This window comes from Shewanella sp. SACH (assembly GCF_001887095.2).
Classification (GTDB): Bacteria; Pseudomonadota; Gammaproteobacteria; order Enterobacterales; family Shewanellaceae; genus Shewanella; species Shewanella baltica.
In genome coordinates, this window is record NZ_MPDG02000002.1 from 914163 (window position 1) to 929685 (window position 15523).

The 15523-nt window shown below is 46.6% G+C and carries 12 protein-coding genes and 1 riboswitch; of the genes, 5 read left to right on the forward strand and 7 right to left on the reverse strand.

Annotated features, from left to right (window positions below):
- Nucleotides 1-558 precede the first annotated feature (558 nt).
- Complete coding sequence (locus BM607_RS11895) at nt 559-1824, forward strand: HD domain-containing phosphohydrolase (protein WP_071938319.1); 1266 nt, start codon at nt 559-561, stop codon at nt 1822-1824.
- 225 nt (nt 1825-2049) lie between these two features.
- Here BM607_RS11895 and BM607_RS11900 read toward each other — a convergent pair whose 3' ends face one another.
- Nucleotides 2050-3837 carry an aminopeptidase P family protein gene (locus BM607_RS11900; RefSeq protein WP_071938318.1) on the reverse strand — a complete coding sequence of 596 codons (1788 nt, stop codon included), beginning with the start codon at nt 3835-3837 and terminating at the stop codon, nt 2050-2052.
- A 392-nt stretch (nt 3838-4229) separates the two neighbouring features.
- Here BM607_RS11900 and BM607_RS11905 point away from each other — a divergent pair, with 392 nt between their 5' ends.
- The gene (locus BM607_RS11905; RefSeq protein WP_071938317.1) at nt 4230-5015 is read left to right on the forward strand and encodes an ROK family protein; all 786 of its coding nucleotides are present in this window, start codon (nt 4230-4232) and stop codon (nt 5013-5015) included.
- A gap of 311 nt (nt 5016-5326) precedes the next feature.
- A riboswitch (cyclic di-GMP riboswitch) is annotated at nt 5327-5415 on the forward strand.
- A gap of 115 nt (nt 5416-5530) precedes the next feature.
- Entirely contained in the window at nt 5531-8137 is a 2607-nt protein-coding gene (locus BM607_RS11910; protein ID WP_071938316.1) for a glycosyl hydrolase family 18 protein, read from the forward strand.
- A 96-nt stretch (nt 8138-8233) separates the two neighbouring features.
- Here BM607_RS11910 and BM607_RS11915 read toward each other — a convergent pair whose 3' ends face one another.
- Nucleotides 8234-8704 carry an FKBP-type peptidyl-prolyl cis-trans isomerase gene (locus tag BM607_RS11915; RefSeq protein WP_071938315.1) on the reverse strand — a complete coding sequence of 157 codons (471 nt, stop codon included), beginning with the start codon at nt 8702-8704 and terminating at the stop codon, nt 8234-8236.
- A 234-nt stretch (nt 8705-8938) separates the two neighbouring features.
- On the opposite strand from BM607_RS11915, the gene BM607_RS11920 reads away from it, so the two are divergent.
- Nucleotides 8939-10294, forward strand: a complete 1356-nt coding sequence (locus BM607_RS11920) for a TIGR00366 family protein (RefSeq protein WP_071938314.1) — start codon at nt 8939-8941, stop codon at nt 10292-10294.
- Between the two features lie 74 nt (nt 10295-10368).
- On the opposite strand, the gene BM607_RS11925 is transcribed toward BM607_RS11920, so the two are convergent.
- The 5 genes from BM607_RS11925 to BM607_RS11945 all read right to left on the reverse strand — a co-directional run bounded on the left by BM607_RS11925 (nt 10369) and on the right by BM607_RS11945 (nt 14282).
- Nucleotides 10369-10836 carry an Sbal_3080 family lipoprotein gene (locus tag BM607_RS11925; RefSeq protein WP_012587132.1) on the reverse strand — a complete coding sequence of 156 codons (468 nt, stop codon included), beginning with the start codon at nt 10834-10836 and terminating at the stop codon, nt 10369-10371.
- 82 nt (nt 10837-10918) lie between these two features.
- Nucleotides 10919-11458: a DUF1294 domain-containing protein gene (locus tag BM607_RS11930; protein ID WP_087486523.1), complete on the reverse strand. Its 540-nt coding sequence runs from the start codon at nt 11456-11458 to the stop codon at nt 10919-10921.
- A gap of 29 nt (nt 11459-11487) precedes the next feature.
- Entirely contained in the window at nt 11488-12693 is a 1206-nt protein-coding gene (locus tag BM607_RS11935) for a DUF418 domain-containing protein (RefSeq protein WP_170927467.1), read from the reverse strand.
- Between the two features lie 168 nt (nt 12694-12861).
- Nucleotides 12862-13299, reverse strand: a complete 438-nt coding sequence (locus BM607_RS11940; protein WP_071938312.1) for a nucleoside deaminase — start codon at nt 13297-13299, stop codon at nt 12862-12864.
- A 65-nt stretch (nt 13300-13364) separates the two neighbouring features.
- Nucleotides 13365-14282, reverse strand: a complete 918-nt coding sequence (locus tag BM607_RS11945) for a LysR family transcriptional regulator (RefSeq protein ID WP_071938311.1) — start codon at nt 14280-14282, stop codon at nt 13365-13367.
- A gap of 135 nt (nt 14283-14417) precedes the next feature.
- Here BM607_RS11945 and xapA point away from each other — a divergent pair, with 135 nt between their 5' ends.
- The gene (gene xapA / locus BM607_RS11950; RefSeq protein ID WP_071938310.1) at nt 14418-15245 is read left to right on the forward strand and encodes a xanthosine phosphorylase; all 828 of its coding nucleotides are present in this window, start codon (nt 14418-14420) and stop codon (nt 15243-15245) included.
- Nucleotides 15246-15523 lie beyond the last annotated feature (278 nt).

The window sequence follows — 15523 nt, forward strand, 5'->3', positions numbered from 1 at the left end:
GGTTCAGGGGCGCGGTGTTAGGCGCTAATTTTCTTGCGCTTACTCTCATTGGGGTAAGCTTGTTATGTGATAAGACTATCATTTTTGTATGGGTATAGGAGAGCGCTTTTTGATGGCTTACCCATGAAAATCAATCGTTCGTTGTATTTATAAGCTATTGCAAAATATAAAATTTTTAAGTATTGCGAATATAGAATTAAACGAGCGTTTATCCTGCTAAAACGCAAATTTCAGTATTTTGTATAGGGTTATTTTTCCTCAGATATTGAGTGGATATTAGACGCTCATGTTATCGACTAAATCTGCTCGGCGACATTGGACTAATGTCGTTGATTCGGTTGCCATATCGCGGCATTCATTCGAGCGCTTTATTAGTCTTAGTCTATTCTTTAATGGGCAACAAACTATGACTTGCTGAGCGTGTGATTTATCTGGCTTTGCCTCAGCTTTATAATATTATCCGCACCCTTTAGTTTATTAACTCATGTTCATTAGCTTAGGTTCATAAGATCAGCTTCATTAGCTCATAGCGGGAATGCAACATAAGAGGATTTTCCCATGGCGATATCACTTAGACGTGGCGTAGCTAAATTGGCTACCGCGTCCTTGGGGACAGCAGCGGCACTTCCCCATTGGCGACGTTTGATTTTTGAACGTCTATTTGGCTTTCTTGCGCTTCTCTGCGTGCCCGTATATATCACCAGCGTGTATTTATGTGTCATCGCCGATCTTTGGTCTATGGTGGTATTCGATACGCTGGCTTATCTTTTTTTACTTTTTTTGCTGTATTTTCCTAAGCTTGCTGATAGTACGCGTTTTGGCTGTGGCTGCTTCTTGGGGTTTGCTATCGGCGTTGGTTTTTTGATTGCGATTGGTCCATCGGGTGCGGGGTTCTTCTGGTTATTTATCTTTCCGCCATTAGTTGGTATTTTCTTAGGAAGTCGCGCGAGCTTATATGCCCAATATTTAAATGGGCTGAGTCTGGTACTGATTGGGCTTGCCTATCACTTTGGCTGGTTAAACTGGCCCGATATTCACGGTTACAGTTTGGGTATTTGGGCCGTTGTCGTGGTCAATTTTATTGTAACCAATGCCATGTTGACCCTAACCATCACTTACTTATTAGGTAAGTTGGCGGATTCACTCGATTCAACCTTAGCCTCACGCCAAGCGACTGTATTAGGGTTGGCCAAACTTGCCGAATACAGAGACAACGAAACGGGCGCGCATTTATTACGTATGCGGCAGTATTCAAAAATGCTCGCGGCGCAGCGACTGCAGGCCGACAATCCACCGGCGGAATTGAACGATGATTTTATTCAAGATATTAGTCTATCGGCCATTTTGCACGACATAGGTAAAGTCGGTATTGCCGATGCGATTCTGCTCAAACCGGGTAAATTAACCCCGCAGGAGTTTGAGCAGATCAAAGCCCACCCTGTGATTGGTGGGCAAGTGTTACGCAGTTTGTTGGAATATGCGCCCCAATGTACTTTTATTCAGATGGGCCAAGATATTGCTTCGGGTCACCATGAAAAGTGGGATGGTAGTGGTTACCCCTTAGGGTTGAAAGGTGAGGACATTCCGCTTTCGGCGCGCATCGTTGCCTTGGTGGATGTCTATGATGCACTCACTTCACCGCGATGTTATAAGCGACCCTTTAGTCACCAAGAAGCCATCGATTTAATGATTGAAGGCAAAGGTAAGCATTTCGATCCTGAATTAGTCGATTGTTTTATGGCAATTCATCAGGAGTTTGAAGTGTTATCTAAGGCATCGCTGGATGATGCTTATCAGCCTATGGCGCAGCCTACTATGGTTTAGCGACTCGTGTTTTTAATCATGTTTGAAATAGAAATCGTGTTTTGAAACCATGTCCTGAAAGCATACTATTGAAATAGGACTAGGCTTGAAAGTACAGAAGCAGTGCTAAAAAAAAGCCCAAGGCTCATAGTCTTGGGCGCTTTATTTTGTAGCATATAACGGATGTATAAGATGATTTAAATGACGACTTAAATCGCTACTTACCCGCAGGAGTGCTAAATCGCTCTAAATCGCTTTAGTCACTTGCGTTAACCACGCGAGTTCATCACCGGACATCAGCGGCGAAAGTGTATGGAACACTTGTTGATGGTAAGCATTGAACCAGTCGATTTCCCCTTGCGTTAGCAGGCTCTTATCGATAAGGCGAGCATCCATAGGGATCATCGTCAGTGCATCGAACTCATACATCTCACGCTCAGCGCCTTTCAGTGCTTCACAGTGTTGCACTACGACTAAGTTTTCTAAGCGAATGCCAAAACTCTCAGCGCGGTAGTAACCCGGCTCGTTGGAAAGCACCATGCCGGGCATCAGTGCGATACCGTTGACATTTTTACCTATGCGCTGCGGACCTTCGTGCACACTTAAAAAGTGACCCACGCCATGGCCTGTGCCGTGGTCGTAATCAAAACCATGTTGCCATAAATACTGGCGGGCGAATGCATCGAGCTGCTGGCCTGAAGTGCCTTTAGGGAAGCGAGCTTGGTCTAGCGCGATATGACCTTTTAGCACCAGCGTGACCATTTTTTTATGTTCATCAGTTACTTTGCCAATCGCAATAGTACGGGTCACATCTGTGGTGCCATCAATATACTGCGCGCCAGAATCCACTAAGTAGATGCTGTCCATCGTCATCATCGCAGGTGTGCCATTGTTGTGATTGTAATGGCACATGGCGGCATTGGGGCCTGCTGCTGAAATCGTGTCGAAACTTGGCTCGCGATAGCGCTCATCCTGCAGGCGGAAGCTTTCTAATTTATCGGCAAGCGTGGCTTCATCGTGCATACGCTTGGCGGCGACTTCGGCATCTAACCATGCAAGGAAGCGGCTCACTGCAACGCCATCACGAATGTGACAAGCGCGCATTCCGGCAAGTTCTGAAGGATTTTTCTGCGCTTTAGGCAAAGAAACGGGATCGATTCCAGCAATCAATTTAGCCCCCGCTTCACGGGCGAGGTTTTGTGCCCAAGCGTTAGCCGAGTTCGGATCGGCCAGCAGTTTGACGCCTTGCAAGCTGGCAAGGGTATCGGCGAGCGTGGCTTCGTCCTTAAAGCTAACGCCTGCACTGACATGCTCCTCAATGCCCTCAGGGAGTTTGCTTAAATCGGTAAACAGCTGCATATCGCCATTAGCATGAAGCAGGGCACTGCCGAGCACGACAGGCAGACGCGGAATATCGTTACCGCGAATGTTTAATAGCCAGCAGAAAGAATCTAAGGCGGCGATCAAAGCAACATCACCACCGGCTTTTTTTACTAAGGCGCCAATTTCAATGCGTTTTTGTAGACTGGTTTTACCGGCACTCTCGTTACTGAATAACGTGATTGGCGCACTCGATGGTGCGGGGCGATCCTGCCAATGTAAATCGATAGGATTTTGCTCAACCGCCACTAATTCGATTTGGGCTTTGTTTAAGGTCGCTTTGGCATTTTCAAACCAAGCTAAAGTATGCAAGCGTGCATCGAAGCCAACGCGAGATCCCGCTGGCAGCGTGTCACATAACCACTCAATTTGCGGTGTGTCTGTCAGGCTTTCATAGCTGAACAGTGCGGCATCCACTTGCAGACGAACTTGAACCGTATAACGGCCGTCGGTAAAGATAGCGGCTTTATCTTTCAATACGATAGCCATACCTGCCGAGCCAGTGAAGTTGGTTGCCCAGTACAAACGTTCGTTATGTTCTGGCACATATTCGCCCAGATACTCGTCGGCGCGGGGAATGATAAAAGCATCGAGATTGGCGGAAGATAATTCGCTGCGAATGGCACCGAGGCGGCTGGCAATTGAATGTGACATATGGGCTCCAAGTGAGACTTGCACGCTGTGCGAGTCGGTAGGCAAAGCTTGCCTAAGGATAAGTAGGTATATGTTTATTTGAGTTCTAACCAGCTCGGATTATCGCAAGCCTAACGCGCTGGATGCAAGGGGAGCGAATAAAGGATTTTGTATACAATCGTGAATTTGTGCTGACTGTGATGAGCAAGCTAAGTGTTTTACCCTTAATTTATTTGTGTGATTCTTAGCATAAAACCTGAGTAAAACAAAATGTCAGTCATATTTTTTGTAGACTTGTTCCTTACAAATTAGCGACTTAAGTTTTATTCAATCGCTAACATTTGGACCCTATGCTAACATTTGCCATCTCCGCTCGGGGTCAGAGTGGGGCGCATGTATCAGTGGAGTAAGCGATGCAAATACTAACAATAGATGTGGGCGGTACGACAGCCCTGTTCGAACTTCAGCTCGCGGGACATACAGAACAATATAAAATCCCCACAGGCGAAGGTTTTAAAATTGAAGAGTTAAATAATCAAATCGCTGCGCTTGAACGCGATTACGATTTACAGCATTACCAATTAGCGATTGGCGTACCAGGACTCGTACAAAATAATCGTTTGGTTGCCTGTAAATCGTTACCCGGACTCAATGGCTTGAGTTTTGACACAGTGAAAACTCAAGGCGAGCTTAAGTTTATTTGCAACGATATGGATGCGGGTATGCAAGCCACGTGCGATGCCAAATATGCCTGTGAGTTGTTGGTCATGTGCGGCACCGGGATAGGGATGTCGATTGCGTTTAATGGGCAAGCTTTTACAGGTGCGACGGGGGTTGCAGGGGAGTTGGGGCATTGCCGCGTGATGACTGAATCAGGCGAATTTAGTTTAGAGCAACTCGCCAGTGGCGATTCTGTGCGTAGCCGTAACATCACTACTCAGGATGATTTATACCGTGCGGGCAGTTACCTTGGTATGGGGCTGGCGTGGACAGTGAATTTATTTAATCCCAATCGGATTTGGCTCGCGGGTAACATGATGAACAGTGCTCCTTACTACAAAGGCTGCCTCGAAAGCTTAAAGCAAATGGCATTGAGCGCGCCCTTAGCTGAGATGAAAATCAACCGCGTCGATGATATGGAAACCTTAGTGTGCAGAGGTTTATCTGTGATGCTCGCAAGGGATTATCCACGCGTATAAGGATCATAGATGCTGTTTGCTTATGATTTTGAATTATTAGAGTTCAGCGGCTCAGCCCTAGCAATTTAAGCAGTATTCGCAGCATAAATAGTGAAATTGATAACAGGACAGGTGATGCCTTTGGCTTATCGTGTCCTGTTTTTTATGGCTAAAATAGTCAGCAAATCCTTAATTATCAAAGTAAATATTAGAAATAGTTGAACTGTATTTAATTGCTTTCTTATCAGACCACTACCTTAGTTGATAATATTTTGTTGCATTTTTATTGCGCTTACGTCTATGCTGATTATCGCAATGACAACGTTGTCATTGCGTGTAAAAGGCAAACCAGTTGAAAAACTGGGACGCAAAGCCTCCGGTCTAAGGGTTCGTCTGTACCTATGATAGCGGGGATACCACAGGTTTTTCTTCGTGCAATTGTCAGTCGTGTTGCATGGTCTTAAGAGAGTGTTGTTTCCTGTCTACGCTTTGTTTGCCTTATTGATTCATATAAAAAAATTCAATAGGGATATCTCATGTTCAAGACTCAAATTTCAACATCAGTCTTGCTGGTGGCATCGGCGCTGGCATCTACCGTGAGTGCCAGTGCATTTGCCGCAGCGCCCGGCAAACCGACTATAGGTTGGGGCGAAACCAAGTTCGCTATTATCGAAGTTAATCAAGCCGCTACGGCTTACAATCAGTTGGTGACCATTAAAGATGCTGCCGACGTGTCCGTCAGCTGGAACCTTTGGAGTGGTGATGTGGGCAATAAAGCCCAAGTGCTGCTCAACGGTAATGTAGCTTGGGAAGGCCCCTCAGGCGCTTCGGGAACCGCTAACTTTAAGGTGAACAAAGGCGGCCGTTATCAGATGCAAGTGCAACTGTGTAACAGCGATGGTTGTACGGCGAGCGATGCCAAAGAAATCCTCGTGGCCGATACCGATGGCAGCCATTTAGTGCCACTCAATGCTCCGCTTAAAGAAAACAATCGTCCATACGTTAACAAGTCGGGCAAAGTGGTCGGCAGTTACTTTGTAGAATGGGGCGTGTATGGCCGTAAGTTCCCTGTCGATAAAATCCCAGCACAGAACTTAACTCATATTTTATATGGCTTTACCCCTATTTGCGGTGGTGATGGCATTAACGATAGCTTGAAAGAAATCGACGGCAGTTTCCAAGCGTTGCAACGTGCCTGTAGTGGCCGTGAAGATTTTAAAGTCGCTATCCATGATCCTTGGGCGGCGGTCCAAATGCCACAGGCGGGCGTGAGTGACTACTCCGATCCCTACAAAGGCAACTTCGGCCAATTGATGGCGTTGAAGCAAGCCCACCCCGATCTAAAGATTTTACCTTCGGTCGGTGGCTGGACGTTATCTGATCCCTTCTTCTACTTTGGCGATAAAACTAAGCGCGATACCTTTGTCGCATCGGTGAAGGAATTCCTGCAAACGTGGAAGTTCTTCGACGGCGTTGACATTGACTGGGAATATCCAGGTGGTGGCGGTGCGAATCCAAACTTAGGTAATGCCAATGACGGTGAAACCTATGTAACCCTGATGCGTGAACTGCGCGCCATGCTCGACGAGTTAAGTGCTGAGACGGGTCGTACCTATGAACTGACTTCCGCAATTGGTATCGATGCTCAAAAAATGGCAAAGGTCGATTATCAGGCTGCTCAGCAGTACATGGATTACATCTTCTTGATGAGTTACGACTTCAATGGCGGTTGGACAAATACTGAACTCGGTCATCAAACCAATCTTTATGAGGCGAGTTGGGATCCTGATACCCGCTACACCACAGACAAGGGTATTAAAGCTCTGTTAACTCAAGGTGTAACCCCAGGGAAAATTGTGGTTGGTGCTGCTATGTACGGCCGCGGCTGGACAGGCGTGAATGGCTACACGGGCAATAACCCATTCACGGGGACAGCGACGGGCAAAGTGAAAGGCACATGGGAAGATGGCATAGTGGATTATCGCCAGATAGTGAACGAATACATGGGGAGCGGTTGGACTTACAGCTATGATGAAACGGCCGAGGCGCCATCATTGTTCAAGGCATCTACGGGGGATTTAATCACTTTCGATGATGCTCGTTCCGTTAAAGCTAAGGGCCAATATGTGCTTGCCAATCAGTTAGGTGGTTTATTTGCATGGGAAATTGATGCCGATAACGGCGATATTCTAAATGCGATGCACGAAGGTTTAGGTCATGGCGAAGGAACTACGCCACCGGTGAATAAAGCGCCGATTGCCAATGCGGGTGCGGATGTGAATGTCACAGGTCCCGCCGATGTGGTGCTCAATGGCAGCGGTTCGCGGGATCCTGAAAATGAGGCGCTGACGTATCTTTGGACTCAAGTGTCTGGCCCAACGATTGCCATCACAAACGCGGATATGGCGAATGCGGCGATTCAACTGAGTGCAACGCAAACCGATGTTGCCTATAGTTTTAGCCTCAAAGTGACAGATCCAGAAGGGCTATCTGCCACAGATTCAGTGACAGTGACCAATAAGGCGGATACTCCGAACCAAGCTCCCGTGGTGAGTGTAGCTGCCACTGCAACAGTGGAAGCGGGTAAAACCGTTAGCATAGTGGCGAGTGCCTCTGATGCCGACGGTGATGCCTTAACTTACGCTTGGACTGTGCCCGCTGGCGTGTCGGCAACCGGACAAAATAGTGCCACCTTAGTGGTCACTGGGCCTAATGTCACCGAAGCGACCAGCTATGGTTTGAGCGTGCTGGTTTCCGATGGTGCCTTGGATGCGAGCGCATCGACGAATCTCACCGTGACGCCAAAAGTGATCGGTGGTGGTTGTGATGCAACCGATCCTAATGCCGGTAACTATCCTACTTGGCAAACCAGTGTGGTGTACAACACGGGTGATACTGTGAGCCACAGTCAGTTGGTATGGAAAGCGAAGTACTGGACGCAGGGCAATACGCCATCTCGCACCGCTGATCAATGGCAGCTACTCAGCCAAGTTGATCTCGGTTGGGATGCGGGTGTGGTGTACAACGGCGGTCAAACCACCAGCTATAACGGTCGTGTGTGGAAGGCGAGTTACTGGACTAAAGGTGATGTACCAGGCGTTGCGGCGGTATGGGTTGATATTGGTGCAGCAAGCTGTCCTTAATCATCCAACATACTAATATTATTTGAGTTATAGGACAAAAAGCCCTGCGATAATGCAGGGCTTTTTATTATGCGATTAGGCTCATTGAAGACAGATTTAATCGATCTTAAGCAGTTCTACATCAAAAATGAGCGCTGAACCACCGCCAATCTTGCCCGTGCTGCTGTTGCCGTAGGCGAGTTCACTTGGGATAAAGAAACGCACTTTATCGCCAACGACCATAAGTTGTACGCCCTCGGTCCAGCCTTTAATCACCCGATTAAGCGGAAATGCGATAGGCTCGCCGCGATCAACTGAACTATCAAACACAGTACCATCGATCAAAGTGCCATGGTAATGCACTGTCACTGTATCGCTGGCTTTAGGATGAACGGTGCCATCGCCCTTAGTCAATACTTGATATTGCAAACCCGAAGCTGTGGTGATGACACCTTCTTTGGTTTTGTTTTGCGTTAAAAATTCATTGCCTAAACGGATATTCTCTTGGGCGGCTTTTTGGCCGTTCATCGAGGTAAAGAAGTAAAAAATCACCCCAGCAATTACAGCAACGGCAAGTAACATTTTCATATAAAGAGCACCTTAGTTAATTTCCGCCATATTATCAGTTTTTTAGCTTGAGATGCTATCGGCACTCACACCTGCATTGAGGGGGATATCTGTTGCTACCACTTCAAGGCGTTAAAAATCCCCTCAAGACTTTATCCCGCTTTAGAGATCGCTTAACCTGTGGGCTTAAGACTCAATAAAAATTCAATAAAAACAGATAAAAACTAGAATTTAGATAATAAACAAGGAAAGTCTATGCTAAACAAAGCGGCAAAACCTTTGGTCAAACTCGTCGACCGATATCTACCCGATCCCTATATTTTCGTCCTTTTACTCACCTTAGTGGTGTTAATTGCAGCTGTGGTCGCAGAACACAAAACTCCGCTGGAAGTCATCAATTATTGGGGCGATGGCTTTTGGACCTTGCTGAGTTTTTCGATGCAGATGCTGTTAGTGCTGGTGGCGGGATTCATGCTGGCAAGCTCGCCGCCGATTAAAAAGCTGCTCGATGCGATTGCAGGATTCGCTAAATCGGCACCGCAAGCCATTATTTTAGTAACCTTGGTCTCACTGGCCGCCAGTTGGGTTAACTGGGGATTCGGGCTAGTGGTGGGCGCGTTATTTGCCAAAGCCTTAGCGCGTAAAGTGAAAGTGGATTATCGGCTGCTGGTCGCCAGCGCCTATTCTGGCTTTGTGGTTTGGCATGGTGGGCTTGCGGGTTCTATCCCATTAACCATAGCAACGGCGGGGCATTTCTCCGAAGCACAAATTGGCATTATCCCCACTAGTGAAACCATTTTCGCGGGCTTTAACTTATTGTTAGTGGCGATTCTTTTTGTGGTCATGCCATTAGTGAATCGCTTTATGCTGCCTGAAGACAAGGACAGCATTTATGTCGACCCAAGCGCCCTTGATGACAAAGGCAGCGAACCCGCAGCTTCGGCGTTGGAGCTTAACCCTGCCAATGTGAGCGAGCGTCAGCCTGAAAACCGTCCTGCGGATAAGTTAGAAAATAGCCGCTTACTCGGCTGGAGTGTCGGTGGCGCTGGGCTTGTGTACTTAGGCTATTACTTTTGGGTACAGGGTGGCAGCTTAAACCTTAACTTAGTGAACTTCTTATTCTTGTTTCTCGCCATCCTCTTACATCAAACGCCACGCAGTTTATTAACCAGCTTGAATGAGGCCATTAAGGGCGGGGCAGGGATTGTGATCCAATTCCCTTTCTATGCGGGCATTATGGCGGTGATGGTGCAGTCGGGTTTAGCCCAAAGTGTTTCGGAAGGTTTTGTGGCCATAGCCAGTGCCGAGAGCCTGCCATTTTGGAGCTTTATTAGCGCGGGAATTGTAAATATTTTTGTGCCATCGGGAGGCGGTCAATGGGCCGTGCAGGCGCCGATTATGTTACCAGCTGCCGAAGCCTTGGGCGCCGATGTTGCTCGGGTGGCTATGGCCGTAGCTTGGGGCGATGCCTGGACTAACCTTATTCAACCTTTCTGGGCACTGCCCGTGCTGGCAATTGCAGGCTTAAAAGCGCGGGATATTATGGGATTTTGTTTAATGCAGCTGATGATCACAGGCGTGATTATCAGTATCGCGTTGAGCTGGTTTTAAAGATAATAAACAGTGCAAAACTAAACAGGGTAATTCTATGATTACCCTGTTTTTTAGTTAAGGTTTCAATGATATTAATCGCTTGAACCATTTACTTTTTTTGTTGCTTCATCAGCAGTGATTTGACCAAATAGAGCTGACATCATATAGCTAATACGATTCGCAGCATTACCAAACTTACTCGGGTTCGCAGTATAGGGTACTTGAAACTTAACACTGCCAACTCTTTGGCCATTCTGAAATGCGTTAATTTCAGCGCTTTTTAAATATAATGCCAAGTCCCAAGTCCAATTACCTTCATATTCTAATGTGAGTTTATTTAAATCATGTTTAGAACCATCAGGCTGCACTGTGTAGGTGTAATTATTTGCTTTTAGCCATGTCTCCATTGTTTCTTGGAAGCCGTCACGTGTTTCTTTATCTTTAATAATGACTATTTCTACATTGTTAGTATTTGTTTCTATTGGTTTTGCTGTATAGCGAGGTGCGGCACAACCCGATAGTATTGCAACACCCAAAACTGCAACTAAAAATTTTTTCATAATTTAACCTTTTGTTTTTGTATTAAAATAAGTTAAAGCGTATTAGTGACAAACTTTAGATTTTCATAGAATCCATAGCTTGCTAGATAAACATATCTACGGCGCCGGTTTTTATGCCATAACCCAGCACGGCTAAGTTAGCGACAACGGTGAGCCAGAAGACGTTTCTAAATGAGGCTTTAACTGACTTGTGCCTTAATACGTTTTGGGCAAACAGGGCGCCCGGCCAACCGCCCATGAGCGCCAGCAGATGCAAAGTGCTTTCTTTAGTGCGCCATTTACCGCGTTTAGCGGCGGATTTATCGATAGCGTAGGCGATAAAGGTCAGCAGGCTCAGTGTGAGGTACATGCCCGCAATGCCGTAGGGCAGCATATGTTGCTGCGCTGCGCCGATTAAGCCTGCAAGAAAAATCACCACCAATAACAGCGGCATAAGGCTTGATCCTGAAGTGGCTGCATTTGATTTTTGAGTACGACTACTTTGGTCGCGATTGTTTGTTTGAGCACGATTGTTTGAAGTGCGACTGTTCTGAGCGCGATTGTTTTGTGGTCGACTCTTTTGAGCACGATTTGTTTGAGGTGAAGTGCTGTTGCCCGTTTTGGCCGGTTTTTTGTTCGTCATTATCTGGTATCAATCTCGTGTCAGTGTTTTTAAGCTTGCTTGTGTTCTTGTGATGCCGCGTATTTTTTAAACGCGAGATGGCGCCAAAGTTTTTCCAATGGCCCTTGCTTGAAATAACGTAAGTACAGGCTGGCTAACAGTAATTGCATTACTGAATAAACCAGTGCCATGGCCATGTATCCCCATCTGTCTAGACTCAATAGCAGTTCGGGGGCGAAGTGCCTAAACACTAACACGCCAACGATAGATTGCAGAATATAGAGGCTAAAGGCGAGTTTGCCAACATTTTGCAGTGGCGTGAGTCTATTAGGATTATTTTGGCAAATTTTAACCATAATATGAATGTAAATCAGCGCCATAGGAATAGCGCTTAGCATGATTAACACATCTGAAAACGTGACTAGAATAGGATTGTTCGTAAAGTCTAAACCGGTATCGAGTAGCGATACCGTCACGCTGGCTAGCACTAATTTCAGCAGTTGTGGCTTGCTAAAACCCCGCTCAAAAGTCCCCTGTTGATACAAGGCCATGCCAAGCAGCATCAAGCCCGCAGTAAACCACATTATGGTAAAAGGGATCACCAGCGCCATATAACCCACTTGCATCAAATGCAGGAACAGTTGATCGGCATAGCCTGAGGTCCATGCGCTGTATTGCTCTGCAAATAGACTCGATTCTCGAGTGAAAGGTTCATCGCTGCCCGTAAGGCTAATCAACGTGATGATTACTAAGGCGCTTAAAATAAAAATATTCGCTTTGCGCTTAAGGGCTTTAATACTTAAATCTTTGTAACACAAAGCTAAAAATCCGCTGATCCCATAGGTTAATAAAATATCACCAGGCCAGACAATGATGCCGTGGAGTAAGCCAAACACCATTAGCCATTTCAAACGTGAGCGCAGTAAAGGATATGCTTCTAGGCCTTTGGCGCTAAATCGCTGATATTGAATAAAAAGCCCGACGCCAAACAAGATGGAAAACAGACTGATAAAGCGCGCCTCGATGAAAAAGTTACTGAACACTTTGATTATGTGATCCGACAGCGGCGGCGTTTCGTGGGGCGCATAGCCAAAAAAAGTAATGCCCATAAAATAGATATTCATAAAAAATATCCCCAACACGGCTAAGCCGCGAATGGCATCGAGGTTGGCATTACGCTGTGCAGGAATCGCCATTACGACTGGCTGCGTGGAGTCTGTTCTTGACCAAGGGTCTTTAGGTAAGTTGGTTGGCACGTTAGCAGAGTTCCTTTCGCTAGTTGACATGTTCCACTTTTCACTGGGATTTGGGAGGGCTAGCCTAGCAGGCGCTAGCCCCCAATGAAATACAGCCAATACAAAAAGTGAAATACAAAAAAGATAGCAAGTGAAATATAGAAAGTGACTGAGAAGAAAGCTTATCCACTACTCGCCGATATCTTCGTTCCAGAGTGTGGGATGGCTGGCGATAAAGTCGTGCATCAGTTGTTTGCACTCGGCGTTATCGACCACAGTGACATCGACACCGCGGGATTTGACATAGGCTTCTGGCCCTTGAAAAGTGGTGTTTTCACCGACGATGACTTTAGGTATGCCATAAAGTAATACTGCGCCGCTGCACATATCACAGGGCGATAGGGTGGAATACAAGGTTGCTCTTTGGTACTCGGCGGCGCTAAATCGGCCGGCATTTTCGAGGCAATCCATTTCGGCATGCAGTACTGAACTGCCTTTTTGTACCCGTTTATTGTGTCCGCGCCCGACGATTTTGCCATCGATCACTAATACCGAACCAATGGGAATGCCACCCTCGGCCAGTCCTTGTTTGGCTTCTTCAATGGCTGCCGCTAAAAATTCATCCATCTTGATATCCTTAAAATATGAACCCTGAATATTAAACTCAGCATAGCACTCGTTTGGGAGACAATCTAAATGGTTTTGATTTGTTGCTTCAATAAGTCCCTCAGGCTATCGAGAATCGGCAGCGAAGCCATTTCTGGCCGATAAATCAGGCAGATATCGGCGGGAATAGTTTGTTTTAATTTAATAAACTTTACCCTAGGCCAAGGTTGTGAAGCATAACTTTGCGGCACTATGGATACCCTGTTATCGCCAGCGATGATCGCCATCAAGCTATTGGGCTCGACCATTTCCTGTACCAGTTGCGGCATAAATCCTGCGGCCTGACAGCTGGCGATAATCAAATCGCTAGAGGCGGAATTGGCACGGCAGAGTAAGGTAAAGGGCTCATCTTTGAGTTCACTCAAGTCGATGCTTTTACGTCTGGCTATGGGATGTTTATTTGCCAGCGCTAACACCATAGGTTCGCTGGTGATGGTTTCGGCGATGAGGTGCGGCAGATTTAAGGTGTCGGCGTAGCGCACTAGGCCAAAATCGATTTCTTGATGCGCTAAGGCGACTTTTTGAGTTTCAGGTGATAACTCTTGAAAGATCAGCTCATTATCAGGGCATTGCTTGCGAAAGCTTTTCAGTATGTCACCAAATCCCATCCAAAACAGCGAGCTCATGATGCCAATCCGAATATGGTTTCTATCGAGTCGCCCAAGCTGAGCCACTTGCTCCAATGAGGTATTCACCAGCTCGAATATTTGCTCGCACTTCTCTCTTAACAATTGACCATAGGGCGTGAGCTGGACTTGCCGAGTACTGCGGGTAAACAGCTCAACACCAAGGAGTGATTCTAACTCTTTGATTTGTGCACTCAGCGGAGATTTCGATAGATGCAGTTGCTCGGCAGCAGCGGTAAAGTTTTTCACTTCAGCCACTCGATGAAAATACCGCAGCATCTTCAAGGTGACGAGTTCTGGTGCGTTTATCTTGCTCATCTCAGGCTCACTGCTTTTTAGTTATTGTCCTTTTTATCAGCACAATAGTGCGATTAATCGCGATTATTTGCAACCCTAAGCCCGCTTATACTGAGGGCGTTTACTCTTTCACTCCTTTGCTATGAGGTACCTTGTATGAGCCATGATCCTGTTATTAATGCCCTTGCGACGATTCGAGCCCGTAAACCCAATTTCTCTCCCCGCGCTGCTATGATTTTGGGCTCAGGGCTTGGCGCGTTTGCCGATAATTTAGATCACAAAGTGGTGATTCCCTATGAAGATTTAGATGGCTTTCCCGTGAGTACCGTCGTCGGCCACTCGGGAGAGCTCGTGCTCGGCAGCTTACATGGCATCGATATAGTGTGCATGAAAGGCCGCGGGCATTTTTACGAGCACCAAAGCATGAAGGTGATGACGACGCCGGTACGTACTTTCAAACGCTTAGGGTGTGAATTGTTACTGGTGACTAACGCTGCGGGGTCATTACGACCAGAGCGGATCGGCGTGGGTTCATTAGTGATTTTCAGCGATCACATTAACACTATGCCGGGTACGCCCATGACGGGCGCAAATGATGATAGTTACGGTCCACGCTTTTTTAGCCTAGCCAATGCTTATGATAAAGACCTGAGAGCAGAAGCCTTAAGTGTCGCAAAAGCGGCTGGGATTGCAGTGAATCAAGGGGTATTTGTGTCTTACTCTGGCCCGTGTTTTGAAACCGCGGCTGAAATCCGCATGATGCAAATCATCGGTGGCGATGTAGTGGGAATGTCTGTGGTGCCAGAGGTGATTTCGGCGGCGCATTGTGGTTTGCCCGTCTTGGCTGTGTGTGCCATTACCAATATGGCCGAAGGATTGGGGGATGTGCAGTTATCCCATGAACAAACCTTAACATGTGCCAAGCTTGCCGAAGCCGACTTTATCCGTTTGATTGAGCGTTTTACCGCCAGTCATTTTGCTTAACATCTTGTTTAACTGGGCTGCTATATAGGGTAGTGCTGCGATAAAGGGCTGCTATTTTAAAAGCTCGTATTTAACAGGTCGAACTAAGCTCTCGTATTTAAGAGCTCATATTGAAGAGTTCGGATTTAAAAATCCGCACTTAAAAATCCTTACTTAAAAGTGAGCGAGCAAGGCGCCGTGCAATTGCGCTAACCGAGTTTTTTAACGAAATACGGCTGAAGGCTAAAAAAGTAAAAGGGAGCTTAGCTCCCTTTTTAGATGCTGACATTAAGCACAGC